24 protein-coding genes are annotated in these 24,659 nt (G+C 70.2%); 8 read left to right on the top strand and 16 right to left on the bottom strand.

All coding sequences use genetic code 11. The features are described 5' to 3' along the window. Window positions 1–54: 54 nt before the first annotated feature. The 10 genes from AB0D18_RS31735 to AB0D18_RS31690 form a co-directional block, all read right to left on the bottom strand. Window positions 55–465: a cytidine deaminase gene (locus tag AB0D18_RS31735; protein WP_362426336.1), complete on the bottom strand. Its 411-nt coding sequence runs from the start codon at window positions 463–465 to the stop codon at window positions 55–57. Then, window positions 462–1,748, bottom strand: a complete 1,287-nt coding sequence (locus AB0D18_RS31730) for an ABC transporter permease (RefSeq protein ID WP_362426333.1) — start codon at window positions 1,746–1,748, stop codon at window positions 462–464. Before AB0D18_RS31730 ends, AB0D18_RS31735 begins: the two co-directional genes overlap by 4 nt. After that, window positions 1,745–2,857 carry an ABC transporter permease gene (locus AB0D18_RS31725; protein ID WP_362426330.1) on the bottom strand — a complete coding sequence of 371 codons (1,113 nt, stop codon included), beginning with the start codon at window positions 2,855–2,857 and terminating at the stop codon, window positions 1,745–1,747. The genes AB0D18_RS31730 and AB0D18_RS31725 overlap by 4 nt, the downstream gene beginning before the upstream one ends. After that, window positions 2,854–4,461, bottom strand: coding sequence for an ABC transporter ATP-binding protein (locus AB0D18_RS31720; RefSeq protein WP_362426327.1), 1,608 nt, complete (start codon window positions 4,459–4,461; stop codon window positions 2,854–2,856). The genes AB0D18_RS31725 and AB0D18_RS31720 overlap by 4 nt, the downstream gene beginning before the upstream one ends. Before the next feature lie 402 nt (window positions 4,462–4,863). Then, complete coding sequence (locus AB0D18_RS31715; protein WP_362426324.1) at window positions 4,864–5,907, bottom strand: BMP family ABC transporter substrate-binding protein; 1,044 nt, start codon at window positions 5,905–5,907, stop codon at window positions 4,864–4,866. 261 nt (window positions 5,908–6,168) lie between these two features. Continuing rightward, window positions 6,169–7,392: an amidohydrolase gene (locus AB0D18_RS31710; protein WP_362426598.1), complete on the bottom strand. Its 1,224-nt coding sequence runs from the start codon at window positions 7,390–7,392 to the stop codon at window positions 6,169–6,171. Window positions 7,393–7,525: 133 nt separating this feature from the next. Further along, on the bottom strand, window positions 7,526–8,647 hold the full coding sequence (locus AB0D18_RS31705) for a hypothetical protein (RefSeq protein ID WP_362426321.1): 1,122 nt from the start codon (window positions 8,645–8,647) through the stop codon (window positions 7,526–7,528). A 5-nt stretch (window positions 8,648–8,652) separates the two neighbouring features. After that, window positions 8,653–9,570, bottom strand: a complete 918-nt coding sequence (locus AB0D18_RS31700) for an N-acetylneuraminate synthase family protein (RefSeq protein ID WP_362426318.1) — start codon at window positions 9,568–9,570, stop codon at window positions 8,653–8,655. A gap of 11 nt (window positions 9,571–9,581) precedes the next feature. Continuing rightward, window positions 9,582–10,943, bottom strand: coding sequence for an acylneuraminate cytidylyltransferase (locus AB0D18_RS31695; protein ID WP_362426315.1), 1,362 nt, complete (start codon window positions 10,941–10,943; stop codon window positions 9,582–9,584). Continuing rightward, on the bottom strand, window positions 10,943–12,262 hold the full coding sequence (locus AB0D18_RS31690; RefSeq protein WP_362426312.1) for a DUF6716 putative glycosyltransferase: 1,320 nt from the start codon (window positions 12,260–12,262) through the stop codon (window positions 10,943–10,945). The genes AB0D18_RS31695 and AB0D18_RS31690 overlap by 1 nt, the downstream gene beginning before the upstream one ends. 164 nt (window positions 12,263–12,426) lie before the next feature. On the opposite strand from AB0D18_RS31690, the gene AB0D18_RS31685 reads away from it, so the two are divergent. The 5 genes from AB0D18_RS31685 (at window position 12,427) to AB0D18_RS31665 (ending at window position 16,726) form a co-directional block, all read left to right on the top strand. After that, the gene (locus AB0D18_RS31685) at window positions 12,427–13,428 is read left to right on the top strand and encodes a glycosyltransferase family 2 protein (protein ID WP_362426309.1); all 1,002 of its coding nucleotides are present in this window, start codon (window positions 12,427–12,429) and stop codon (window positions 13,426–13,428) included. Continuing rightward, entirely contained in the window at window positions 13,428–14,795 is a 1,368-nt protein-coding gene (locus AB0D18_RS31680; RefSeq protein WP_362426306.1) for an alpha-2,8-polysialyltransferase family protein, read from the top strand. The genes AB0D18_RS31685 and AB0D18_RS31680 overlap by 1 nt, the downstream gene beginning before the upstream one ends. Before the next feature lie 179 nt (window positions 14,796–14,974). Then, window positions 14,975–15,121 (top strand): hypothetical protein, encoded by a 147-nt coding sequence (locus AB0D18_RS31675; RefSeq protein WP_362426303.1) that lies wholly within the window; start codon window positions 14,975–14,977, stop codon window positions 15,119–15,121. Next, window positions 15,118–16,083, top strand: a complete 966-nt coding sequence (locus tag AB0D18_RS31670) for a hypothetical protein (protein ID WP_362426301.1) — start codon at window positions 15,118–15,120, stop codon at window positions 16,081–16,083. Before AB0D18_RS31675 ends, AB0D18_RS31670 begins: the two co-directional genes overlap by 4 nt. Window positions 16,084–16,288: 205 nt before the next feature. Next, window positions 16,289–16,726 carry a nitroreductase family deazaflavin-dependent oxidoreductase gene (locus AB0D18_RS31665; RefSeq protein WP_362426298.1) on the top strand — a complete coding sequence of 146 codons (438 nt, stop codon included), beginning with the start codon at window positions 16,289–16,291 and terminating at the stop codon, window positions 16,724–16,726. A gap of 21 nt (window positions 16,727–16,747) precedes the next feature. On the opposite strand, the gene AB0D18_RS31660 is transcribed toward AB0D18_RS31665, so the two are convergent. Beyond that, the gene (locus AB0D18_RS31660; protein WP_362426295.1) at window positions 16,748–17,332 is read right to left on the bottom strand and encodes a Uma2 family endonuclease; all 585 of its coding nucleotides are present in this window, start codon (window positions 17,330–17,332) and stop codon (window positions 16,748–16,750) included. Window positions 17,333–17,398: 66 nt separating this feature from the next. Then, window positions 17,399–18,064 (bottom strand): TetR/AcrR family transcriptional regulator C-terminal domain-containing protein, encoded by a 666-nt coding sequence (locus AB0D18_RS31655; protein WP_362426292.1) that lies wholly within the window; start codon window positions 18,062–18,064, stop codon window positions 17,399–17,401. A 38-nt stretch (window positions 18,065–18,102) separates the two neighbouring features. On the opposite strand from AB0D18_RS31655, the gene AB0D18_RS31650 reads away from it, so the two are divergent. Then, window positions 18,103–19,593, top strand: coding sequence for an FAD-dependent monooxygenase (locus tag AB0D18_RS31650; RefSeq protein ID WP_362426289.1), 1,491 nt, complete (start codon window positions 18,103–18,105; stop codon window positions 19,591–19,593). Here AB0D18_RS31650 and AB0D18_RS31645 read toward each other — a convergent pair. The 4 genes from AB0D18_RS31645 to AB0D18_RS31630 form a co-directional block, all read right to left on the bottom strand. Further along, window positions 19,583–20,587: a nitroreductase/quinone reductase family protein gene (locus AB0D18_RS31645; RefSeq protein ID WP_362426286.1), complete on the bottom strand. Its 1,005-nt coding sequence runs from the start codon at window positions 20,585–20,587 to the stop codon at window positions 19,583–19,585. The genes AB0D18_RS31650 and AB0D18_RS31645 overlap by 11 nt on opposite strands. A gap of 553 nt (window positions 20,588–21,140) precedes the next feature. Then, a complete protein-coding gene (locus AB0D18_RS31640) occupies window positions 21,141–22,250 on the bottom strand; it encodes a hypothetical protein (protein ID WP_362426283.1) in 1,110 nt (369 codons plus the stop codon). Window positions 22,251–22,477: 227 nt separating this feature from the next. Next, complete coding sequence (locus tag AB0D18_RS31635) at window positions 22,478–23,248, bottom strand: RNA polymerase sigma factor (RefSeq protein WP_362426280.1); 771 nt, start codon at window positions 23,246–23,248, stop codon at window positions 22,478–22,480. Between the two features lie 649 nt (window positions 23,249–23,897). Next, the gene (locus AB0D18_RS31630; RefSeq protein WP_362426278.1) at window positions 23,898–24,155 is read right to left on the bottom strand and encodes a hypothetical protein; all 258 of its coding nucleotides are present in this window, start codon (window positions 24,153–24,155) and stop codon (window positions 23,898–23,900) included. Between AB0D18_RS31630 and AB0D18_RS31625 the strand changes: the two genes are divergently transcribed. Both AB0D18_RS31625 and AB0D18_RS31620 read left to right on the top strand, forming a co-directional pair. After that, complete coding sequence (locus tag AB0D18_RS31625) at window positions 24,154–24,312, top strand: hypothetical protein (RefSeq protein ID WP_362426276.1); 159 nt, start codon at window positions 24,154–24,156, stop codon at window positions 24,310–24,312. The two genes, AB0D18_RS31630 and AB0D18_RS31625, sit on opposite strands and share 2 nt — an antisense overlap. 10 nt (window positions 24,313–24,322) lie before the next feature. Continuing rightward, complete coding sequence (locus tag AB0D18_RS31620) at window positions 24,323–24,520, top strand: hypothetical protein (RefSeq protein WP_362426273.1); 198 nt, start codon at window positions 24,323–24,325, stop codon at window positions 24,518–24,520. The last annotated feature ends 139 nt before the right edge of the window (window positions 24,521–24,659 follow it).

The raw sequence follows: 24,659 nt of genomic DNA, 5'->3' as shown, positions 1-24,659 counted from the left end.
CTGTGACAAGAGGGAGGCCGTCGTCGTGTTCCGGTCCGTGCGCTGCCGTGGACCTCAGCCCGTGAGGTGCTGCGGTCCAAAGGCGTCCGGCAGCATCTCGCCGAGGGTGCGGACCCCCGTCGAGGTCTCCAGCAGGAGCTCGGGGCCGCCGAACTCGTACAGCAGCTGACGGCAGCGCCCGCACGGCATCAGGGTCGCGCCCTGCCCGTCGACGCACGTGAAGTGCGTCAGGCGGCCGCCGCCACCGGCCTGGAGCGCGGAGACCAGGCCGCACTCCGCGCACAGCGACAGGCCGTACGACGCGTTCTCGACGTTGCAGCCGACGACGGTGCGGACCGTGCCGCTGCCGTCGTCGGCCAGCGCCGCCGCGCCGACCGGGTACTTCGAGTACGGGACGTACGCCCGGGACATGGCGTCCCGCGCGGCCACCCGCAGCTTCTCCCAGCCGGCTTCGGTGAGCGTCACTTGCCCTGCCCCTTGCGGTACTTCATACCGTCCGCCTTCGGCATCCGCAGCCGTTGCGCGGACAGCGACAGCACGAGCAGCGTCACCACGTACGGGGTGGCGCTCACGAACTCGGTGGGCACGGTGTCCGTACCGAGGTACCAGACCAGCATTCCGGCCGCGACGACGGCGGAGATGGCAGCCGCGATGTACGCCTTCTTGTACGCCTTCCAGAGCGCCAGGACCGCCAGCAGCACCACGAGGAGCAGCAGCAGCGCGTGCACGGACGAGCCGCCGTTGCGCAGCTGGAGCGCGTCGGCGAAGCCGAACAGGCCCGCGCCCATGGCGAGGCCGCCCGGCCGCCAGTTGCCGAAGATCATCGCCGCGAGGCCGATGTAGCCGCGGCCGCCGGTCTGGCCCTCGTTGTAGATGTGCGAGGTGACCAGGGAGAGGAAGGCGCCGCCGAGCCCTGCCATGCCGCCGGAGACGATGACGGCGATGTACTTGTACTTGTAGACGTTGACGCCGAGCGACTCGGCGGCGATGGGGTTCTCGCCGCAGGAGCGCAGCCGCAGCCCGAACGAGGTCTTCCACAGCACCCAGAAGGTCAGGGCGAAGAGGAGGACCGCGAGGACCGTCAGCAGCGACACCTTGGTGACCAGGCCGCCGAGGATGCCCGCGACGTCCGAGACGAAGAACCAGTGGTGCTTCTCGATGCTCGACAGCCAGTCGGAGACGCCGGGGAAGGTCACCGTGCCGATGTCGTCGGCGGGCGGGGACTGCTTGGGGCTGCCGCCCTTGGTCATCGCTTCGCCGCTGTTGAACCAGAGCTTGGCGAAGTACGTGGTGACGCCGAGCGCCAGGATGTTGATCGCGATGCCGGAGATGATGTGGTCGACGCCGAAGGTGACGGTGGCGACGGCGTGCAGCAGACCGCCGAACATGCCGCCGACGACACCGGCGAGCACGCCGATCCAGGGGTTGGTCTGCCAGCCGGCCCAGGCGCCGAAGAAGGTGCCCAGGATCATCATGCCTTCGAGGCCGATGTTGACGACGCCCGCGCGCTCGGCCCACAGGCCGCCGAGTCCCGCGAGGCCGATCGGTACGGCCATAGAGAGCGCGGCGCCGATCTGGCCGGCCGCGGTGATGTCCTGCGCGCCGGTGATGGCGCGTACCGCCGAGAGCGCGACCAGCGCGCCCGCGATGATCAGCAGAACCGTGGGGAAGGAGAGGCGGCGCTTGCCCGCCTGCTTGCCCCGGGGGGCCTTGGGGGCCGCCGCCGGGACGGAAGTCGCCGTACTCACGCCGACACCTCCTGCTTCTCGGAGTTGTTGGCCTGGGCGGCGAGCTTCTCGCCGACCTGCCGCTGCTGGCGCTTGAGGCCGTAACGGCGCACGACTTCGTAGGCGATGACGACGCACAGGACGATGACGCCCTGGATGACGCCGACGATCTCCCGGTCGTATCCCTCGAATTCGAGCTTGCCCGCGCCGCGTTCCAGGAAGCCCCACAGGAGCGCGCCGAGCGCGATGCCGATGGGGTGGTTGCGGCCCAGGAGGGCGATGGCGATGCCGGTGAAACCGATGCCGGTGGGGAAGTCGCCGCCGTACTCGAAGGAGTCGTTGAGCAGGGTCGGCATGCCGACCAGACCGGCGACGAGGCCGGAGATCAGCATCGAGGTGACGATCATCTTCTTGACGTTGACGCCGCTCGCCTCGGCCGCCGACTCGGACTGGCCGACCGTGCGCAGGTCGAAGCCGAAGCGGGTGCGCGACAGGATGAACCAGTACGCGACGCCCGCGATCGCGGCGACCACGATGAAGCCCCAGATGGGGTCGGGCAGCGTCGGGAAGACGAAGAAGCGCGAGGACTCCGGCAGCGGCGTGGTGGCGACCTTGGTGCCGGCGGCGTCGAGGTGGCCGAGGCGGCCCTGCTGGAGGAGGTAGCCGATGATCGCGGTGGCGATCATGTTCAGCATGATCGTGGAGACGACCTCGGAGACGCCGCGGGTGACCTTGAGGACACCCGCGATGCCGGCCCACATGGCGCCGACGATCATCGCGGTGAGGATGATCAGCGGGATCTGGACGATGCCGGGCAGGGTCAGCGCGCCGCCGACCGCGGCGGCGAAGAAGGCCGCCAGGCGGTACTGGCCGTCGACGCCGATGTTGAAGAGGTTCATGCGGAAGCCGACGGCGACCGCGAGACCTGCCAGGTAGTACGTGGTGGCCTTGTTCAGGATGTAGACCTGGCTGTCCGACTTGGTGCCGTAGTCGAACATGATCCCGAAGGCGCTGAACGGTTCCTTGCCGGTGGCGAGCAGCACCACGGCGGTGACCAGGAATGCGGCCACGATCGCGAGCAGCGGGGCCGCGATGCCCAGGAGCAACCGCTCCTTGTCGAACTTCTTCATCGGTCCTCTCCCCCAGTCAGGGGGTGGGTGTCGGAGACTTCTTCGCGCCCGGCGGCGGCTTCGGCCTGGGCCTGTGCCAGGTCCTCGGCGCTGGCCACCAGGTGTCCGGCGGCGGCGCCGGTCATGGCCGAGCCCAGTTCCTCCGGGGTGACGGTGGCGGGGTTGGCGTCGGCGACCAGGCGGCCCCGGTACATGACCCGCAGGGTGTCGGAGAGCCCGATCAGCTCGTCCAGGTCGGCCGAGATGAGGAGTACGGCAAGACCTTCGCGGCGCGCCTCGCGGATCTGGTCCCAGATCTGCGCCTGTGCGCCGACGTCCACACCACGGGTGGGGTGGGCGGCGATGAGCAGCTTGGGCGTGTGGCTCATCTCGCGGCCGACGATCAGCTTCTGCTGGTTGCCGCCGGAGAGGGAGGCCGCGGTGACGTCGATGCCCGGGGTGCGGACGTCGTACTCGCGCACGATCCGCTGGGTGTCGGCGCGGGCCGCCTTGAGGTCGAGGAGCCCCTTGCCGCTGTTGGGCTTCTCGGTGACGTGGCCCAGGATCCGGTTCTCCCACAGCGGGGACTCCAGGAGGAGGCCGTGCTTGTGGCGGTCCTCGGGGATGTACCCGACGCCGCTCTCGCGCCGCTTGCGGGTGGGGGTGGCCGAGATGTCGGCGCCGTCGAGGGTGAGCGCTCCGGTGTCCGGGGTGCGCATGCCCATGATGGCTTCGACGAGTTCGGCCTGGCCGTTGCCCTCGACGCCGGCGATGCCCAGGACCTCGCCCTTGTGGATGGTGAAGGCAATGTCGTCGAGCACCGTGCGGACTACGCCGTCCGGGTCGGTCGCGCTCAGCCGCAGGTCCGAGAGGGTGAGCATCGGTACGTCGGTGACGGTCGACTCGCGCGTCTCGGGGGACGGCAGTTCGCTGCCGACCATGAGCTCGGCGAGCTGCTTGGGCGTGGTGTGCGCCGGGTCGGCGGTGCCGACCGTGGTGCCGCGCCGGATGACGGTGATGTCGTCGGCCACCGAGAGGACCTCGCCCAGCTTGTGCGAGATGAAGATGACGGTGAGGCCCTCGGCCTTGAGCTCGCGCAGGTTCGCGAAGAGCGCGTCGACCTCCTGGGGTACGAGCACGGCGGTCGGCTCGTCGAGGATCAGGGTGCGGGCGCCGCGGTAGAGGACCTTGAGGATCTCCACGCGCTGGCGGTCGGCGACGCCGAGGTCCTCGACGACGGCGTCGGGCCGGACGTTCAGCCCGTACGCGTCGGAGAGTTCCTTGATCTTGGCGCGGGCCCTGTCGCCGATGCCGTACAGCTTCTCCGAGCCGAGCACGACGTTTTCGAGGACCGTGAGGTAGTCCGCGAGCATGAAGTGCTGGTGCACCATGCCGATGCCGCGGGCGATGGCGTCGCCGGGGCTGTTGAAGGTCACCTGGGTGCCGTCGACGGTGATGGTGCCCTCGTCCGGCTTCTGCATGCCGTAGAGGATCTTCATCAGGGTGGACTTGCCCGCACCGTTCTCACCTACGAGGGCGTGGACGGTGCCGCGGCGCACGGTGATGGCGATGTCGTGGTTGGCGACGACACCGGGGAAACGCTTGGTGATGCCGTGCAGTTCCACAGCGGGACTGGCTGCGGCACCGGAGGCGGCATGGGGACTGCTGGACGCTTTGATGGCGCACTCTCCTAGGCAGGAGGCGAAGAGAAGCTGAGGCGGGGAATTCGGCGGGTACGGCGTACGGGGTGTCGCGTGCAGGGTGTGGCGGAAAAGTACCGCGCACGGCGCTCGCTACGCGCGTAGCTCCGCCAAATTGTGGAGCAGCCTGGCCCAAAAGTGAAGCGGGGCGAGGCCGTTCCGGTTCGTCCGACGGTTCCGGCACCCGGGCGCGGACAGTGAAGGGGGCCCGGCGAGCAGCGGACAGTGAAGGGGGCCCGGCGAGCAGCGGACAGTGAAGGGGGCCCGGCGAGCAGCCGAAGCTCCTCGCCGGGCCCCCTCCTCAAGAGGTGGCCCTCAGGGGGTGGCTCAGAGGGTGGACTTGACCTGGATGGTGCCGTCCACGATCTTCTTCTTCGCCTCGTCCAGCTTGGCCTGGATGTCCTTGAGGTGGTCACCCGTGGTGGTCAGGGCGACGCCGTTCTCGGCGAGGGAGTAGGTGGAGGTGCCGGCCTTCGGCTTGCCGTCCTTGACGGACTTGACCAGCTCGTAGACACCGGTGTCGACGTTCTTCACGACGGAGGTGAGGATCGACGCCTTGTACTTCGACAGCGACGGGTCCATGGCCTGGTCGGAGTCGACGCCGATGGCCCAGGCACCCTTCTTGTCCGCGACGGCCTCGATGGAGCCGGCGCCGGAGCCGCCCGCGGCGGCGAAGATGACGTCCATGCCCTTGTCGAGCATGCCCTTGGCGGCCTGCTTGCCCTTGTCGGGGCTGCCGAAGCCGGTGATGTCCGTACCCGTGGACAGGTACTGGATCTGCACCTTGGCCTTCGGGTTCGTCTCCTTGACGCCCTGCTGGAAGCCGGCGGCGAACTTCTTGATCAGCGGAACGTCGACGCCGCCGATGAAGCCGACCTCACCGGTCTTGGACTTCAGCGCCGCGGCGACACCGGCGAGGTAGGAACCCTGCTCCTCGGTGAAGACGATGCTGTCGACGTTCTTCGCGGAGGAGATCGAGTCGATCAGGCCGAAGGCGACCTTCGGGTGCTTCTTGGCGACCTTGTCGACCGCGTCCTTGTAGGCGAAGCCGACGGCCACGACCGGGTTGAAGCCGCCCTCGGCGAGCGAGGCGAGGCGCGCCTCGCGGTCGGCCGGGGTCTCGCTGGCCTTGGCGGTCAGCTCCTTGGTCTCCGCGCCGAACTCCTTCTTGGCCTTGTCCAGGCCGCGCGCGGCGGAGTCGTTGAACGAGTTGTCGCCACGGCCGCCGACGTCGTAGGCCATGCCGATCTTGAGCTTGCCGCTCTCACCGGAGCTGGAGCTCCCGGTGGAGGACTCGCCACACGCGGTGGCGGTGAATGCGAGGGCCGCAGTGGCGATGCTCGCAGCAGCGATCTTGGATACCCGGCGCACGGGACGCTCCTTCAACCTGACCGAAGCGCCTCTGAGCGGCGCTGGTTTCGCGGCGATCGTAACGCGCGTAGATGTCACGTAAAGACCCGTTCAGCAGTCGTTACCGGATCGTCGCGCGCGTTTGATTCGCCAGACGGTGTTGCACATAAGCAATGTACATACTCACAAGGGGCATAGCGAACACCCCTGGAGGAACCTACAAAGGGCGCCCGCGGGGCCTTTCCGGCCACCGCGAACGCCCCTCCTGCCGTCCTTCCGGGACTAGCTCCGTACGTCCAGGAGCGCTGCCGCGGTGAACAGTTCGACCCCGACCGTGATGGCACTTTCGTCGGCGTCGAAGTCACCCCGGTGCAGATCTCGCTTGGTGGTGTCGCCGGGGGTACGGACGCCCAGGCGGGCCATCGCGCCCGGGACGTGTTCGAGGTACCAGGAGAAGTCCTCGCCGCCGAGGCTCTGCTCGGTGTCCTCGATGGAGTGCGGGCCGCGCCGGGCCGCCATCGCGCCGACCAGCAGGTCGACGACCGCGGCGTCGTTGACGACCGGCGGGACGCCCCGGATGTAGTTGATCTGCGACTTGGCGCCGTGCAGGTCGGCGATGTCGGCGACGGCCGCGTGGATGAGGTCGGGCGCGTCGCGCCAGGTGTCCAGGTCCAGGCAGCGGACCGTGCCGGCCAGCTCGGCGTGCATCGGGATGACGTTGCAGGCGTGGCCGGACTCGATGCGGCCCCAGGTGACGGAGAGCCCGGAGCGGGCGTCGACGCGGCGCGAGATGACCGCGGGGACCTCTGTCACCACCTTCGCCACAGCGGTCACGAGGTCCGTGGTCAGGTGCGGGCGGGCGGTATGTCCGCCGGGTCCGTCAAGAGCGATTTCCAGCCGGTCGCAGGCCGACGTGATGGGCCCCGTACGGAGGCCGACCTTCCCCGCGTCGACCTTGGGGTCGCAGTGCACGGCGATCATCCTGCCGACGCCTTCCAGTACCCCGCACTTGATCGCGTCGGCGGCGCCGCCGGGCAGTACCTCCTCGGCGGGCTGGAACAACAGCCGTACCGGCTGCGGCAGTTGCCCCCGCTCGTGCAGTTCCGCGAGGACCAGGCCGGCGCCAAGGGCGACGGTCGTGTGCACGTCGTGGCCACAGGCGTGCGCCCGGTCCGGGACGGTCGAGCGGTACGCCACGCCGACCTTGGCGTCCGGAATGGGCAGCGCGTCGATGTCCGCCCGCATGGCGAGCATCGGCGTCACGCCGTCCCAGTCGCCGATGTCGCAGACGAGGCCGGTGCCGGAGGCGAGCACGCGCGGCGCGAGGCCCGCCTGCTCCAAGCGCGCCTTGATCGCGGCGGTGGTGCGGAACTCCTGGTTGCCGAGCTCGGGGTGCATGTGCAAGTCCCGGCGGAATGCGATCAGTTCGGCACGCAGCGCATCTGGCAGCGTGCCGGGGAGATCGTCTCCGGCGTCGGGACCGGCTTCGGACACGAGGGAGATCAACTGGTTCACCCCGTCCACGGTAGGCGCTCCTGACCCCCAACTGCCTACCCATCAACAAAAGTTCAGCCCGATAGGCGTAAGAATAATGACGGAGCGAGGTGTGCCCAGGATGTGAGACGGGTATGACTTCTGGTTACGTCGCGGGCAGTACGCGGAGTTTCCGCACGTCACGGGCGGTCCCGGTGACTCCGGCGAGGAATCCGCGGGCGCGCGGCGAGGCGTCGGCCGCCAGCCAGCCGGGGTCGATGTCGCACACCGCAACTTTTACGTCCGTCCCCACGAGTGCGCGCGGGAGCGTGTGTACGACCGTGGACGGAAAGCTCAGGATCGTACGCCCGATCGGGCCCCGCCTGGCGATCACTTCGAGGGGCAGATCGGGCCGGACGATCTCCAGACCGGTCTCCAGGGCGAGCCGGTGCAGCTTGTCGGTGCTCTCGCGGCGGTGGGCGAAGTAGCGGGTGGCGCCGTGGCTGAGGGTGAGGGAACGGACGGCGCGGAGGTAGTGCTCCAGGTCCACCACGCCCGTCTCCACCAGGGACGTACCGACGAGGTCCGCGCTGCGGGTGATCCGGGGCGGGCCGAACCTGGCGCGGGTCCAGGCGAGGTCGTTGGAGGTGACGGTGATGCCGGGCAGGGCCTCGGTGACCGGCATGGCGGTGAAGAGCTCCACGGTGCGCCGGGGGCCAGGGGCGAGCCGGCGGCGCGCGGAGGTGGTGACGGGGGCGAGGAGGAGCTCGCGCAACCCCGGGCGGCTGCCGCGCCGGTGCCAGCGCACCAGGCGCTCCCCGCGGGCGAGCTGCCCGGCGAACTCCATCGTCGCCGTCCCGTCGTCCACGACCACCAGGGCCTGGGCCCGTACGAGCGTGAGAAGCAGCTGTACGTACCGGGAGAAGGGGTCGCCGATGACGACCCGCTCGGCCCGCCGCAGGGCGGGTGCGAGCCCCCCGACGGTACGCAGCGGCGCCCCGGCCCCCTCCCGGGCCTCCTCCCAGCGCACCGCACAGCCCTCGTCCCGGGCCAGCTCGGCCATCCGGCGGAGCTGGCCGCGGGACATGGGGTCGCGGGGAGAGAGGACGACGACGGTCACCTCCGCCATGTCGTGCGCGCTGACGTGGGCCCACTCCAGGACGTTGAGGAGCTGAACGGGGCTCTCGACGAAGGCGAGGGTGCGGGGGGTGGCGGGTGCCGAGGTGCCGGCGGGGGTACTGGCGGGGGTACTGGCGGGGCTGCCGGCCGGGGTGCTGGCTGGAGGCATGGCGATCAGACTCCTACGGGCTGCTGCTCGGCGACCACGCCCGGGACCCGGCGCAGCTTGCGCATCGGGGCGAGCTCGGACTCGTACACCTTCTTGACGCCGTCGCCGAGCGAGGCCTCGATGGTGCGGATGTCGCGGACGAGGCGGGTGAGGCCGCCGGGCTCGACGGACGCGGCCTGGTCGGAGCCCCACATGGCGCGGTCGAGCGTGATGTGCCGCTCGACGAACGCGGCGCCGAGGGCGACGGCGGCGAGGGTGGTCTGGAGGCCGGTCTCGTGGCCGCTGTAGCCGATCGGGACGTTGGGGTACTCGGCCTGGAGGGTGTTGATGACCCGCAGGTTCAGCTCGCCCGCGACGGCCGGGTAGGTCGAAGTGGCGTGGCAGAGAAGGATGTTGGCGCTGCCGAGCACCTCGACGGCGTGCCGGATCTGGGCCGGGGTCGACATGCCGGTGGAGAGGATGACCGTACGGCCGGTGGCGCGGAGCTCGCGGAGCAGCTCGTCGTCGGTGAGCGAGGCGGACGCCACCTTGTGGGCGGGCACGTCGAACTTCTCCAGGAAGGCGACGGCCTCGGTGTCCCACGGGGAGGCGAACCAGTCGATGCCGCGCTCGCGGCAGTGCGCGTCGATCGCCCGGTACTCGTCCTCGCCGAACTCGACGCGGTGCCGGTAGTCGATGTACGTCATGCGGCCCCAGGGGGTGTCGCGCTCGATGTCCCACTGGTCGCGCGGGGTGCAGATCTCGGGGGTCCGCTTCTGGAACTTCACGGCGTCACAGCCGGCTTCGGCGGCGGCGTCGACCAGCGCGAGGGCCTTGTCGAGGTCGCCGTTGTGGTTGATGCCGATCTCGCCGGTGATGTAGACGGGGTGGCCGGGGCCCGCGGTCTTGGTACCGAGGGTGCGCAGGCGGGAGGTGTTGGTCATCTTGCGTGTCCTTAAAGGGAGTTGGGGGTGTGACGGGTAGGGGTGTTGAGGGTCGGGCCGAGGAGCCAGGCGGCGATCTCGCGGATGGCTCCGCTGCCGCCGGGTGTGGTGGTCACGGTGCGGGCGGCGGCGCGGACGCTGCCGTGGGCGTCGGCCACGGCAACGGGCCAGCCCGCGAGGGCGAAACAGGGGAGGTCGTTGACGTCGTTGCCGACGTAGAGGACGCGGGAGGGGTCCACGCCCTGCTCCTCGCACCACTCCTTCAGCGCGAGGTCCTTGCGGTCGATGCCGTGCAGGACGGGGATGCGGAGCTTGCGGGCGCGGGCGGCGACGACGGGGTTGCGCTCGGTGGAGAGGGTGAGCACCAAAATCCCGGCGTCGCGGAGCGCGGCGATTGCGAGCCCGTCGCCCCGGTGCACGGCGACGGTCTCGCGCCCGTCGGCGTCGACCAGCACGCGGTCGTCGGTCTGCGTCCCGTCGAAGTCCATGACGACGGCGTCGACGTCCTGGAGGGTGGGCCGCGAGGGCGGATCGAGAAGGGGCGCGAGGGCACGGGCCCGGCCGAGGTCGCAGGGATCGTCGACTTCGAGGACCCGGGCGGGGTCGGTAAGGACCAGGGCGGTGTGCCCGAAGAAACGGTGCCGGTGGGTACGGAAGCCGGGGACGGCCATGGCGTACGCGGCACCGGTTTCGAGGAAGTCCTGGGGACGGTCCTGCCGGCGGGGCCGGGTGGACTTGTCATGGTTGACGCCGGATCCCGTGCGGGTGCGTCGTGGCTGGTCGCGCAGTTCCCCGCGCCCCGAGCCCCCTTGGGCGGCGGGGCCGCCCCCCGGGGGCGGAACGGGCGGGCAAGGGGGCGGCCCCCACGCGGAGCGCGCCCCCACGCTCCGGTCCGCGCTCGCCACCGCCTCAGGCAGCGGCTCCTCCTCGGAAAGCTCCCCCTCCCGCCACACGAACCCGTGGAAGGGCGCCACCGTCACCGCCGTATCCGCCCCCGCGAGGACCTCCCCCGCCACCCCGTCCACGTCCTCCCCCGTAAGAAAAGGACTCGTGCACTGCACCAGCAGCACCACGGACGGGTCGTGCTCCTGCGCGTCCAGCGCATGCAGCACGGCCGCCTCGCTCGTGGCGGTGTCGCCCGCCAGCGACCCCGGCCGCACCACCACTTCCGCCCCGGCAGCCAGCGCGGCCGCCGCGATCTTGTCGTCGTCCGTCGAGACGACCACCTCGGTCACATGCCGCGCGGCCAGGCACGCCCGTACCGCACGTACCAGCAGCGGCACTCCCCCCACCTCGGCGAGGTTCTTTCCGGGAACGCCCTTGGACCCACCCCGTGCGGGGATGACCGCCAGGACTCTTCGAGGGGCATGCATCACAGCTCTCCCATGCGTCGGATTACGGGCGCCACCCGCTGCACCCCGTGCCGGTAGGCCCCCCGCGCCGCATCCCGCACCGCGTCGCGTACGACCCGCCGTACGCCCGTGACCTGCGCGGGCGGCGCCTCGTCGAGGCGGTGGCGGGCGAGGATGCCGGGGAGGTAGCCGGGGGCGGTTTCCGCGGTGTAGAAGGGCGCGGGCGGCGGAAGGGCGGGGCGGGCGAGGAGGTCCGCGATCTTCTCCCGTACCGCCTCGTACGGATCGTGCTGCGTCGTCACGCCGTGCCTGACCAGCCACTCCTCGTCCGCCGTCGGCCGGTGCCCCGCGTCGAGGCGGTCCCACGAGGTCAGGCAGCCGGAGCCGAGGAAGTGGTGGTTGCCCAACGGCTCGCGTACGCCCAGATCGGTCAGTACGGCGGTGGGAATGCCGCGGTGCAGCGATTCCAGCGCGGCCGTGGAGCTGACCGTGACCAGCAGTCCGGTCCGGTCCAGCACCTCCCCCATGTGCCCGTACGCGAGGCGGAAGTTGGGCGGCGGGGCGAGGGCGAGGTCCTGTACCAGCCGCTGGTAGGGGAGCTCCTCCACATGCGTGGTGTGCTCCCCCGGCTTGCTGCGCAGCTTCAGCACCACCTCACGCCTCGGGTGCAGCCGTGCGTGCTCGACCAGCCGGCGCAGCAGATACGTGCGGTCGGCCCGCCGCTCCGGCACGGACGGCTGTGCGGCGAAGACGACCGTGTCGGCGACACCGCCGTAGGGCGTACCGCCGAGGAAGGGCAGCTGCGCGCCGGTCACCGCCGACGCGTCCGCGCCCACTCCCTCGTACACCTCCCTGAACCGCCGTTCGTCATGAGGCGAGTTGGCGAGGACGAGGTCCGCTCCGTGCCGCAGCAGCAGGCCGTCGGCGAGCTTTTCGTACACGACTCCGACGTAGCCGGTGACGAGGACCGGCCGGCGGGCCCGGCCGGTCCAGAGGCGGGCGAGGCCGTGCAGCAGTGCCTGGACGGAGCCGCCCACCAGGGCGAGGACGATCACGTCGTACGATTCCCGGCCCACGGCGCCGATGAATTCGGCTCCGGTCACCTCACGCGGCGCGGACAGCCCCCCGCCGACCTCGCTGAGCTGACGTGCGGTGGGAGTGGCGCGGCCTCGCAGCAGGAAGCCGGTGACGGTGGAGTCGCCGGAGCCGTCGGGGTCGCTCTTTCCCACAATCCGACGAGCAGTGAGCGCACCCCATTTCCAACGAGTGTCCGAATCCGCGAGTACAGCAACTCGCAGTGAATTACCGCTGCTTGTTCCGCTGCTTGTTCTTGCTGGCACGACGAGAAAGCTAGAGAACGGTTCCGTTTCTCGGCCCAACTCGGCTGCAACAGCCGGTTAACAGCAATCGACGCTCGGATTCCGGTGCCGGAAGACCTCGTGATTCACCTTTGCGACATGACCAGTTCACTCCTGATCCGTCCGCACGCCCTAATGTCCCCCGGGTGGTCAAGCTCTCCGTCGTCGTGCCGTTCTACAACGTGCAGACATACGCCCCAGATGCCCTGAGAAGTCTGCGTGCGAACGCGCGCGAGGACTTCGAATTCCTTCTCGTCGACGACTGTTCGACGGACGAGACCCCGGAGCTCCTCCGTCGCGCGGAACGCGACCTTCCGGGCGCGGTCCTCCTCAGACACGAGCGCAACGGCGGCCTGGCGACCGCCCGCAACACGGGCCTGGACGCGGCGCGCGGCACATACCTGACCTTCCTGGACGGCGACGACTGGCTCGCCCCCGGCTATCTCGGTCAACTCCTCGCCACAATCGAGGAGTTGGGTTGCGACTTCGTCCGTACGGACCACGTCCAGTGCACGGGCCGCACCCGTACGGTGCAGCGCGTCCCGCACGGCCGGCGCGGCGAGTCCGGGTCGCCGCGCGAGGCGATCCTCCCCGCCGACCGGTCGACCTCGGTGGACTACGCGTACGCCTGGGCCGGCATCTACCACCGCCGCCTCCTGGACCGGGGTCTGCTGCATTTCACGGACGGGCTGCGCACGGCTGAGGACCGGCCGTGGATCTGGCGGCTGCACCGGGAGGCGGATTCCTTCGGAGTGGTGGGACTTCTCGGCGTCTTCTACCGCCGGGGAATTTCCTCCTCGCTCACTCAGATCGGGGATGTGCGCCAACTGGATTTCATCCGCGCTTTTGATCAGGTACTGGCGGAAACAGCCCAGGATGCGGACGCGCGTTCCCTTCTTCCGAAGGTGGTACGCACATATTGCGCGATCATTTCCCACCATCTGGGAAGTACGGAAAGGTTCGAACCGGCGGTGGCGAGGAAATTGCGGGCGATGAGCGCGGCGGCACTGCGGCGAATGCCGCAGCAGATCCTCAACGAGGCCCTGAACTCGATGGACACGGACCGGGCGACCCGGCTGCGGAGACTGCGGCGCGCACCCGGGCTGGGGCTGGGACAGGTGCAGGGACCGACGGGAGCTGTGCGCTGATGTCACCGACGCCGCCGATGACCCCGGCACCCACGACGCAGATCTTCCTGGCCTCCACCCTGTACGGAACGGCCACCCTCGCCGCCGCGATCGACAGCGACCTCTTCCCGCCCGCCACCCGCCGCATCCTGCTGGTCAGCAACAACGCGGCCACCCCGGAGACGACCCCACCGCTGACGGAGGCCCCGGGCTTCGAGTCGCTCCGGGGCCGCTTCGACGACGTGCTCGACTGGAACGCGGCGATCGCCCCGCTGCACCCGGGCGGATGGACACCGCGCGGAGACGATGTCCCCCTGTGGGAACGGCAGTTGAGGCGCGAGTGGAACCTCGGAGACTCCTCGCTCTCCCTCGTCCTGGAGTCGATCCAGGTCGCTCCCGCGCAGGCGGTCGCCCATTGCTTCCCCGACGCCCCGATCGACGTGTACGCGGACGGGCTGATGAGCTACGGCCCTACCCGCAACAAGCTGGATCCGCTGGTCGGCGGGCGGGTTCGGCGCCTGCTCCACCTGGACCTGGTGCCGGGCCTGCGGCCACTGCTGCTGAGTGAGTTCGGGGTGCGGCCGGGGATCGTACCGAAGGAAGCGTTCCTGTCCGTACTGGGCGAACTGTCCGACGGCGCCGGTGACAGCGACGGCGGCCTGGCATCGGACACTGATGCCGACGCCCCAGCCCTCCTCCTCGGCCAGTACCTCTCCGCGCTCTCCATCCTCACGCCACAGGAGGAAGAGGACCTGCATGTACGGATGCTGCGGGGTGCGGTCGCGCGCGGCCACCGCCGGGTGGTCTTCAAGCCGCACCCGTCCGCACCGGGCCGCTGGTCGCAGCTGCTGGAGCGGGAGGCGGAGAGGCTCGGCGCCCAACTCACCGTCTTCGACGCACCGTTGCTCGCCGAAGTGCTCTTCCGCCGACTGCGCCCGGCCCTGGTCGTCAGCTGCTTCTCGACGGCGCTCCTCACCGCGCACACCTTCTACGGGATCCCGGTGGCACGCGTGGGCACCGACGTACTCCTCGAACGCCTCACCCCGTACGAGAACAGCAACCGCATCCCGGTGACGCTGGTCGACGCGCTCCTCCCGGACCTGGAGGCGTCGGGCTCGGGTGCCGCCCCTCCCCCACCCGTCGGCGAGCTGAGCGCGCTCCTCGCAGCCGTCGGCTTCGCGATGCAGCCGCAGGTCCTGCGCGCCCAACGCACGCGCGCCGAGGGCTACTTGCTCTCCCACCTCTCGCCCAGGACCCGCCGCTACTTCAAGCGCCGCCGACTGACGGCGCTCGCGCTGCCGGGGGCGGTGCCGCAGCAGCTGGCGTTCATTCCGCGCAATGCGACGGTACGGAGGATGGCGCGGCGGGCGCGGCGGCTGCTGGCGTAACGGCAGGAGCACTCCGGCCGGCGGCCGGCCGGCCGGGGCCGGGTAGTCCTCTGGTACCCAGGTACCAGAGGGGAGTTGGGCCTGGGGGGTGACGCGCGATCCCCTCTCCCCGGCCTAGATTCTCTTCACTGGCCCATACGCACCACCAGGCACCGGCGGCCAGTGAGGGGAGCCCCACCATGACCACGTACATTCCCCGACGGCACGTGATCATCACCGTCATCGCGCTGGCCCTGCAGTTTCCGATGATGCACGCGCTGGAGTCCGCGCCGCAGCCGGAGCGGCCGACGGCGGCGGTGCAAGAGGTGGCTAGCCTCGCCCCATGAGCACACACCAAGAACCCGATTCCGCCCGGACGGCAGTCCTCCGCACCTGGGGCTTCGAACTCCCCGACTCCCTCTTCCGCTTCAAGGAGTTCCTGGACACACTCTCCCCCGAGTGCGCCCGCGCTCTCGCGGACATGGGCGTCTCCCCCGCCGGGATCATGGACGTACTGGCGGACCCCGCCCGCGCGCCCCGCCCCGGCCTCGACATCCGCGTGCACGGCCGCTACTACCGCGATCCCCCGGAGTTCCTGACCTTCCTGCACGGCGGCTCGGACGGCCTGCACTACGGCCTGTGGTTCGACGACGGGCTTACGTGCGGCGGAGTCGCCTCGTACTACAACAACGACGGCGGAGGCATCGAGCTCACCCCGACCGGCACCCCGCTCACCGCCGTACGCGACATCCTGGAGCGGGTCTGGCGCGACCTGCACGACGACGACCCGACGGACCCGGAAGTCACGAGGCGCGTCGACGCACTCACTCAACTCCGATCGCATATAGGTGAGTTCGAGACGGCCGACCGCCCCGAGCACGGCCTCGCCTACTCCCGTACGTACGACCCAAGCTTCTTCCACTCCCCCGTGGACCCCACCCGTCTCACCACCCTCGACAGTGCGGGCGCCCTGGTCGCGGGCGACACGATCCTGGACCGGCCGCCGCACAACGGGGCGGACGAGGAGAAGTTCGCGCGGTACGTGTACGGGGAGCTGGACAACCCGGCAACGGTCGCCGAACGGACGGCCGAGGCCCGCACCCGCTGCGCGGCGGGCGACCCGGCGGAGGCCCTCACCCTGGGCCGCGACCTGCACTGGGCCTCGGCCGGCGACACGGCTCTCGAAGCGCACGCCCACACACTCCTCACTCTGGCGTACACGGCCCTGGACCGCCCCCACCTGGCCGCCATGACCACGGCCCACCACCGGCACCGGGATCTGCCGCACGTGGATGTCCTGGCGGACTGAGCACCATGCGGTGCATGCGGTGCATGCGGTGCTTGCGGTGCATGTCGTGTCGCTCAGGCCACGAGCAGGCGGAGCCCCTGGCCCATACCGAGACCGCGCCCGTGTCGCCCGGAAGGAATCACCCAGCGGGACCGTACGTTGCACGGAAGAAGCATCTCGTCGACGGACCGACGCACCGACGCACCGACGCACCACGGGAGTTCACATGACCGAGAAGGTCGAGGTCAGCCCCACCGGCTGGGTGGCCAAGCAGGCCGAGCTGTACGAATCCTCCGGCGGCACGAAGGGCCTGACCATCCAGGGCGCCCCGTGCCTGCTGCTCGACTACACCGGCCGCCGCTCCGGCACCCTGCGCCGCACGGTCCTCATCTACGGCCGCGACGGCGACGACTATCTGATCGTCGCGTCGAAGGGCGGGGCCGACGAGCACCCGCTGTGGTACCTGAACCTCCAGGAGAACCCGGACGTCCAACTCCGTGTCGAGACCGAGCGGTTCGCGGCGCGGGCGGAGACGCTGTCGGCGGAGGAGAAGGCGCGGGTCTGGCCGGGACTGGTGGAGCTGTTCGCGCCGTACGCGGACTACCAGAAGAAGACGGACCGGGACATCCCGGTGGTGCGGCTGCGGCGTACGACACAGGGCTGAGCCGGAAACCGGGCCGGGACGTCAGTCGTCGGGGTCGCCGTCCAGGAGTTGGTCCACGGACAGCTCCATGTCCAGGCCGAGCGACTTCGGCACCTGGACGGACGTACCGCGCTTGTACGGGGTGCGGGTCTGGTACACACCCTCGCGAGGGTCCGTGTACAGCAGGACCTCGTCGTGACGCCGGTCGGCGACGACGTAGATCGGGATGCCCGCCTGCGCGTAGCACTCGACCTTGGGGCCGAGGTCGTCGGCCCAATTGGAGGAGGTCACCTCCAGCACCATGCGGAAGACGTGCGGAGCGAAGCAGTTCTTCTCCACGTGGGCATCGCGGAAATCCGCGTCCACGATCGAGAGATCCGGAACCGCGTAGTCCTGCGGGCCTGACGGCAGCCACAGGCCGACTCCCTGCACCGACCGCAGCCCCTTCCCCCGCACCGTCCTTCCGTATTCCTCAATCACCCAGGTCAACGTCAGGGCATGCCCCCCGTCCGCTGGCGGTGTCACAGTGATCCTCCCCTGGATGATCTCCACGCGGTGCCCCGTCAGCACGCGGGTGATCTGCTCAGCGACCTCGCCGATCGTCGTCTCGTGCTGTATTACGGCCACGGCATTCTCCTTCCGGGAGTCCACTGTCCACGAGCGTAACCAGCAGAGCTGACGTTCCGCTCGAGATCACTCGTCCGAGTGGCCCGCCGGTGCCCGCAACACCGCCCCGATCCCCGCCACCACCGCCTTCAGGCCCAGCTCGAAGCCCTCGTCGGCCGAGGCGAAGATGACCGGGCCCGACCGGGCCGCCAGCGGGTAGGCGGCCAGCCGCTCCGCGCGGGCCGCGAGGTCGTACCCCTCCTCGGGTGCCTCCCCCGGCGCAGGACCCATCGACTGCTCCTCGATGACGTACCCGATCGTGTAGCCGTACGCGGTGAACCAGGCACGGGCCGCCCTCTCCGGCGTGAAGCCGCCGTCGACGAGGGCGCGGAGGTGGGCTTCCATCGGGGCCGCGTACGACGTGTCGGTGAAGTGCGTGCCGCTGTAGACCTTCGCTCCGTCGCGGTAGCGCAGGAGATGGGCGCGGAGGCCGCGCATCGCGAGGGAGAGGGCTTCGTCCCAGGTCAGGCCGCCCGTGCGACCCATGAACTCAGCCGTCATGCGGCGCAGCATCTCGGTGGCCATCTCGTCGAGCAGGGCCTGTTTGTTCTTGAAGTGCCAGTAGAGGGCGGGGGCCTTGACATCCAGTTCCTTGGCGATGGCCCGGAGGGTCAGGCCCTCCAGGCCCACCTCGTTGAGCAGTCGCAGGGCGGTCTCGGCGACCAGTTTCCGGTCCAGTTTCGTCGTAGCCACCTTGACAATTTAACAGCGTTAAGCGCAGGCTGGCGAACATGGAACTTAACAACGTTAAGGACGCCCGGGAATCCGGGGAAGACGTAGAGGTTCTGATCGTCGGCGCCGGGCCCACCGGGCTCGCCCTCGCCTGCGAGCTCGCCCGGCGCGGCGTACGCACCCTCGTCGCCGAACGGGCCGACCGGCTCTTCCCCGGCTCGCGCGGCAAGGGCATGCAGCCCCGGACCATGGAGGTCTTCGACGACCTGGGGGTAGTCGGGGCGGTCCTCGCGGCCGGCGGTCCCGCGCCCGTGGGGATGGCCTGGCGGGAGGGCGGCGAGCGGATCGGCGCGTACGACATGTTCGAGTCGACGGCGCAGACGGAGGCCGAGCCCTACTGCGGTCGGCCGTGGATGCTGCCCCAGTGGCGGACGCAGGAGATTCTGCACGGGAGGCTGGAGGAGCTGGGAGGGTCCGTCCAATTCAGCTGTCCCGTAAGTGAGTTGATGCAGGACGGGGATGGTGTGAGCGTCCGGTTCGACGACGGGAGCACCCTGCGCGCCTCGTACGTCGTCGCTGCCGACGGCGGGCGCAGTACGGTCCGGGCCGCGCTCGGGATCCGGATGGACGGCGAGAGCGTCGACCCGGCGCCCATGCTCGTCGCCGACGTACGCCTACGGCCCGACGCCCTCGACCGCGATAACTGGCACTTCTTCGCGGAGGCCCCGGACGGCCTGCTGACGCTCTGCCCGCTGCCGGGGACGGGCGACTTCCAGCTCATGGCGCGGTACGCGAGCGAGGGCTCGACCCCCGACACGTCCACCGCCGGAGTCCGCCAACTCATCGCCCAACGCACCCACTTGAGCGCCGAGGACGTCACCGACGTGCTGTGGACGTCGGACTTCCGGCCGCGCGCCGCCCTCGCCGAACGATTCCGGGAAGGCCGCGTCTTCCTCGCCGGGGACGCCGCGCACGTCCACTCCCCGGCAGGCGGCCAGGGCCTCAACACCTCCGTCCAGGACGCGTACAACCTGGGCTGGAAGCTTGGCCAGGTGCTGCGGTACGGGGCCGATCCCGCGCTCCTCGACACGTACGAGGCGGAGCGCCGCCCCGTCGCCGTCGCCATGCTGGGGCTGAGCACCCGGGTGCACCACGGGCAGGAGCGGCGGGGCGCGGCCACCCAGCAGATGGGGATCGGCTACCGGGGCGGACCGCTCGCCGTCGGCGCCGCCGGGGTACTGGAGGCGGGCGACCGGGCACCGGACGCGGTACTGCCGGGCGGCGCCGGGCGGCTCTTCGACGCCCTCCGGGGGCCGCACTTCACACTGCTCGCGGTGGGGAATCCGGCGGCGGGGAGTGCGGACCCGGACCTGGATTCGTACGAGAGGGACTGGCTGCGGACGCTGCACGTCCCCACCCTGGCCGCGTACGGCGACGGGCTCTTTCTCGTGCGGCCCGACGGGTATCTGGCGTGGGCCGGAAAGAGCGCAGGCGGTGAACTGGACGTGCTGCTTCACCGGTTCACCGCCATGGCCACTGCTACGCGCTAACCGGGGGCGGGCCCGACGGGAGCGGGATGCCGGACAGGATCGGGAGGATCACCGACTCCTCGTAGTCCATGTGAGCGGTCAACTCGTCGGACATTCGGGTGAGTTCGGCGAGGAAGACACCGGGGTCGGCGGTCTGGAACTCGCCCAGAAGCGCGGCAAGTTGGGACTTGAGCTCCGACACCCTTGCGTGTTCGTCGCGGAGTTGGGCGAGCGCGTCCGCGAGGTGCGGGTGGTGCAGTTCGATCTGCGGGAAGACCGCCGCGTCCTCGCTCTTGTGGTGGAAGTCGAGGGTCTCGCAGAAGGCCAGGCAGTGCTGGCGGATCTGGAGGCCCAGGCCGGGGAGGGTGGGCGCGCCCGGGAACGAGACCGCCGCCTCGAAGTGGGCCTCGGCGTCCGTACGGATGCGGGCGAGCTGGCCGCGCAGCCAGGTGTGGATCTCCATGAGCTTGTCGCCGACGGTCAGGATCGGGCGCGGCCCGCCGTTCCCGGGGCCGGACTCCACTCCGGACTCAGCTCCGGACCCAACTCCGGACTTGGCTCCATACTCGGTGCGTTCGAGGACGACCACCGGGAGCGTGCGGGTGGTCTGCTTCTGGTAGTCGGCGTAGCCGGGGGCGGCGCGGACGATCCGCTCGAAGAGGCGGTCGCGGCGTTCGCCCTCCGCCGGGACGGCGACCGCGCCGAAGGACGACGCGCCGACCTCGACCTCGACGGCGGGGTGGGCGAGGAGGTTGTGGTACCAGGCGGGGTGTTCCGGGGCGCCCATGTTCGAGCCGGTGACGATGAGCTGACCGTCCTCGGTACGGGCGTACCCGAGCGGAACGGTGAACTGCCTGCCGGACCTCGCGCCCCTGGTGGTGAGAAGGAGCAGGTCACCGCCCTCGAAGGGGCCGCCCACCTTTCCCTCGTGGGCACGGAACTGGTCGATGACCCACTGGTTGAAGTCGAAGGGCTCTGCTGCGGGCGTGGCTGCGGGCGTGGCTGCGGACGACATGCGGTGTCGACATCTCCTGAACAGGTGTGGGTGACTCCGTGGCAAGCGAGGCGCACTGGGGCGCACTCGTGCGGCGCGGAGGAGAAGTGTGGAGCGGAGAAAGGTGGAGCGGGACGCGGAACGAACGGCGTCAGGTGAGGGGTGCTGAGTCTGGACTCATCGCGTTGGCCCCTTGCGGAGAAGGTGCTGGCTCGGTCGCCGGCCTGCCCACTGCTCTGTGGCCGGCACCGCGCTGCACGCCGGCCATTAGAGACCGGGCGGACGGCGGTTGTCAACGGCGGAGCGATTGTCAACGGCGGACAGAAGCAGCTGCGGTACGAGGCCCATGAAAGGGACGAGGCCCGTGAAAAGAGGCGCGGGCGGGACCGGGGGAACGAATCCCGCCCGCGCCAGGTGCGCAGAGCCGTAGGTACGGGGGGAACCCCGGCTCATGCGCAGCCGATGACCAGTCGGCTCACTCTCTACAGCGTCACCGCCCCGAAAAACGTCACACCATGCGCGAAGTGGTGAGCAGCAGGGCCACCGCAGGCGGAGTCACGGCTGCGGACAGGGCTCAGGCGGCGCTGCGGACGAGGCTCAGGGCAGGGCTCATGACCGCGCTCCTGACGCCACTCTGCTGAGTGCCGCCGGCTTCGCCCTGCTTGCCGTTCCCACCGTCCCCGCCGTCGTTCTCGTCCTTGCCACCGGCTCCGTCGCCGTCTCCGTTTCCGGTTCCGCTTCCGGGGCCGCTCCCGCCGCTGGGTGCTCCGTTGCCGCCCTGGGCGCCGTCGCTCTGCCCCGGGCCGGGTACGGGCACGGAGCCGCCACCGAGCACGCGGTCGCAGAGGCGGTTGACGCCGTCGGAGCCCTGGGCCTGGGCTTCCAGGTACTTCCTGACGTGCGGGGGGAGCCGGTTGGCCCGGTATTCCCGGCAGGCCTTCGCGGTACGGCGCTGCCACTCGCCGGACGGTCTGCCCTGCGTACCGGCGCTGTCGGTCGCGTCCGTACCCGAGGACGACGAGCCCGAGGAGTCGGAGCTGTCGGATGTGCCGTGGTCCGAACCGGTCCCCGCGACGGCGCCCGAACCCGAATCGTTCGAGCCGCTGCCCCGGTCCTTGTCCTTCCCTGGGACCTCGCGGTTCGCGCCGGTACCGGGGGACGGGTCGCGGTCGGAGGTGCCGGAGGTATGGGCGTCCGCCGGGTCTTCGGGGCGTCCGCTGCGTTCCGGATCCACGTCCGCTTCCACGTCCTGACCGGTCCCGTCGGAGTCCGAAGAGTCGGGGTCGGACGCGGCCGACACCGACGAGGCGGGATCGGGCTCCGAGCCGGAGCGGGCGAACGGGAAGGGCGAGGGCAGCACCCCCGCACCGGCGGCGACGGCCACACCGCCGAGCGTCCCCGCCGCGAGCACGCTCACCAGACCGAGGCGCAACGGCCGGCCCCACCGATTGCGCCGCCGCGCCGAAACGACGGTCCTGGACTGCCGGAACGCCGCCAACGCGGCTGCCTCACCGGGAAGCTCACCGGTTCCGGCGCCCGCTCCCGCACCTGCCGCTCCCACGCCCGTACGCAACCCGTCGAGCACGACGGCAAGCCGCGCCACCTCGGACGCGACCTCGGCCCCGGACGCGCCCTCGGACCGGGACGCGCCCTCGGGCCCGGACACGCCCTCGGACTGGGACATGCCCTCGGCCCCCTCGGACCGGGACACGCCCTCGGCCTCGGACGCGACATCGGCTCCCGACGCGTCATCGGCCCCTGACGCGAATACAGAACCCGGGCCCGAAGCGGACCCGGAACCCGAAGCGAAACCAGACTCAGACCCGGAACCCGACGTCCCGTCGCCCGCCTGTCCGCGCAGCAGCCGTTCCGCCGTTTCCTTGTCAAGCCACTCGTAGCGCTCGTCGGCCATCACGTTTCCTTCTGCGTCCGCGCGCGCGATTGCGTCACACCCTGCGATGCGCGCGGCCTCCCGCGCATCAGTCCTGCCACTGCGGCCGCCCGCCGGTCCCGCTGCGGAGGTACGCCGTCCAGTTCGCCCCCCGCAGCCCACTCGGCACGCCCCGCGTGCTCCGACTCCTCGTACGCCGCACGATCCTCGTGCTCCACGTACTCCGCGTGCTCGCCGACCCCCCTGCTCTCCAGCAGTTCCGCGAGCCTCTTCAGCCCCCGGTGGGCGGCCGTCCGTACCGCACCCGGCCTCTTGCCCAGCGTCTTCGCCGCGCTCTTCGCGTCAAGCCCGACCACCACGCGCAGCACCACCGCCTCCGCCTGGTCCTGCGGCAGCTGCGCGATGAGGGCCATCGTCCGGTGCGTCGCGAGCGATTCCATCGCTTCGCCCACGGTGTCCGATTCGGCCGGTTTCTCGGTGAGTTCGGTGTCGTCGCCGCCCACGGCGGGGCGCCGGCCCCGCATCCGGATGTGGTCGAGCGCCCGGTTGCGGCCGATCCGCGCCGCCCAGCCCCTGAACCGGTCGGCGTCGCCGCTGAACCGGTCGAGGTCGCGCGCTATCTGGAGCCACGCCTCGGACGCGACGTCCTCCGCCTCGGGCTCGCCGACCAGTGTGCGTATGTAACCCAACAGCCGTGGGTGCACGGCGCGGTACACAGTCCGGAAAGCCTGCTCGTTCCCGTCCTGCGCCGCGAGCACCGCGGCGGTCAGCTCCGCGTCGTCCCCCAGCACTCTCTCAACCTGTCCCCAGTCGATGCTGGTCTTCGATGTACTGGCTCTCCCGTGGGCGTACGCAGCACGACCCACCCCAGCGCGAATGTGCACGCTACGACGTCAAAGGGCGATTAGTCCATGACCTGTACAACGTGCAACAACCCGCTGACAGACCGAGGTGTGACAGAAAACGCACTCGCGGCGCTGAGTGGAGTACGGGCTCGTCGCACAGCCCGTGCGGATTGGCGGCCGGGGTCACTCCTGTGGGGGGTGGCGGCCCCGGCCGTCCTTCCGGCATTTAGGCCCCTGACCAGGCATTTTATGCCCCCCCCCCCCCCCCCCGCGTGACCAACGCATCCGGGCATTCACTCAATCCCCCCCAGGCCGATGCGTTGCGCCGTCCCAGAGGCGAGCTTCCTGGCCCCCTCCGCGCGGCGCTGACCGTACTGCGCCATCGCGTATCCCGGGGAGTGGTGCCGAACGTTGGCAGAGACCTCGACAGGGTTCTCGTCGCGTGCGGCCGGACAGATCGACCGACGGCGGGTGGACAAGCAAGCGAAGCTCTTGGCGGACACGGGCGACCTTGGTCGAGAACCCGCCCACCAGGGGCTTCGTTGCGTCGTGCAGCAAGCCAACTCGATGGCCTCACCGGCAGGTTGGAAGAGGCTCACTGGCCGATGCCAGGACAGCACGGCAACTCGAAGTCCGGGGCGCGCCACGCGCTCAGGGTTTTGTCGTCGTGGCCGGACGGACGGATTTCCGCCGCACCGTCCCCGTCTTTGGTCGAGGTGGAAACCCCGTACTCGGGACGGGGGAAATGTGGATGCGCGCCCACTACAGTCTTCCAGGTCCAGACCAGCAATGAGAGGGATTTACCCCGCTCCGCTGCGCATTCAAAGACAAGTGAATCGGATTTTTTCATCATGAGCCCCAACGTTGGAATCCTCCAAGAGATCGACGACCAGCACCTGGAAGACTTCAGCGCCGCCGGCGCCTGGGACTGGGTCACTTCATTGACCTGTGTCGGCGCCAGCATGCTCGTCGGCAACAAGGCGGAACGACCGGGAAGCGGCATCGAATGAAGGAGAAGGAATGGACCGCAATAAGCTGGGCGAGCGCATACGCTGGATCTGTACGGGAATTCTCCTCGCGCTGGCGCTCGTGGCCCAACTGCTCGGCCGCAGCCCGGCCGCCGTGGTGACGCCCTTGCTGCTCGCCATGATCCTGGGGTGCTACAACCTCGCCCAGAACACCGAGCAGAAGCAGACCGGCCGACAGAGCGGCAGGTAGACAGGGAACGGAACGAGGAGGGCCTCACCGGTTTGAAACCGGTGCTGGTACCCCTTCACCGCAACACCCGACGGATGGGCCCCCGCACCCCGCCCTACACCGTCGGCAGTCGAGGCATTCCACGCCGCCAAGACGGCCC

Origin of the sequence: Streptomyces sp. NPDC048442, assembly GCF_040651475.1 — a bacterium.
Taxonomy (GTDB): Bacteria; Actinomycetota; Actinomycetes; order Streptomycetales; family Streptomycetaceae; genus Streptomyces.
This window is presented reverse-complemented; position numbering and strand designations above follow the sequence as displayed.

Bases quoted from the DNA above. Each gene is read 5' to 3' on its own strand.
- AB0D18_RS31665 (WP_362426298.1), top strand. From the start codon at position 16,289: ATGACCGAGAAGGTCGAGGTCAGCCCCACCGGCTGGGTGGCCAAGCAG.
- AB0D18_RS31725 (WP_362426330.1), bottom strand. From the start codon at position 2,857: ATGAAGAAGTTCGACAAGGAGCGGTTGCTCCTGGGCATCGCGGCCCCG.
- AB0D18_RS31680 (WP_362426306.1), top strand. From the start codon at position 13,428: ATGTCACCGACGCCGCCGATGACCCCGGCACCCACGACGCAGATCTTC.
- AB0D18_RS31695 (WP_362426315.1), bottom strand. From the start codon at position 10,943: ATGCATGCCCCTCGAAGAGTCCTGGCGGTCATCCCCGCACGGGGTGGG.
- AB0D18_RS31625 (WP_362426276.1), top strand. From the start codon at position 24,154: ATGAGCCCCAACGTTGGAATCCTCCAAGAGATCGACGACCAGCACCTG.
- AB0D18_RS31700 (WP_362426318.1), bottom strand. From the start codon at position 9,570: ATGACCAACACCTCCCGCCTGCGCACCCTCGGTACCAAGACCGCGGGC.
- AB0D18_RS31645 (WP_362426286.1), bottom strand. From the start codon at position 20,587: ATGTCGTCCGCAGCCACGCCCGCAGCCACGCCCGCAGCAGAGCCCTTC.
- AB0D18_RS31705 (WP_362426321.1), bottom strand. From the start codon at position 8,647: ATGCCTCCAGCCAGCACCCCGGCCGGCAGCCCCGCCAGTACCCCCGCC.
- AB0D18_RS31670 (WP_362426301.1), top strand. From the start codon at position 15,118: ATGAGCACACACCAAGAACCCGATTCCGCCCGGACGGCAGTCCTCCGC.
- AB0D18_RS31640 (WP_362426283.1), bottom strand. From the start codon at position 22,250: ATGTCCCAGTCCGAGGGCGTGTCCGGGCCCGAGGGCGCGTCCCGGTCC.
- AB0D18_RS31650 (WP_362426289.1), top strand. From the start codon at position 18,103: ATGGAACTTAACAACGTTAAGGACGCCCGGGAATCCGGGGAAGACGTA.
- AB0D18_RS31620 (WP_362426273.1), top strand. From the start codon at position 24,323: ATGGACCGCAATAAGCTGGGCGAGCGCATACGCTGGATCTGTACGGGA.
- AB0D18_RS31675 (WP_362426303.1), top strand. From the start codon at position 14,975: ATGACCACGTACATTCCCCGACGGCACGTGATCATCACCGTCATCGCG.
- AB0D18_RS31630 (WP_362426278.1), bottom strand. From the start codon at position 24,155: ATGATGAAAAAATCCGATTCACTTGTCTTTGAATGCGCAGCGGAGCGG.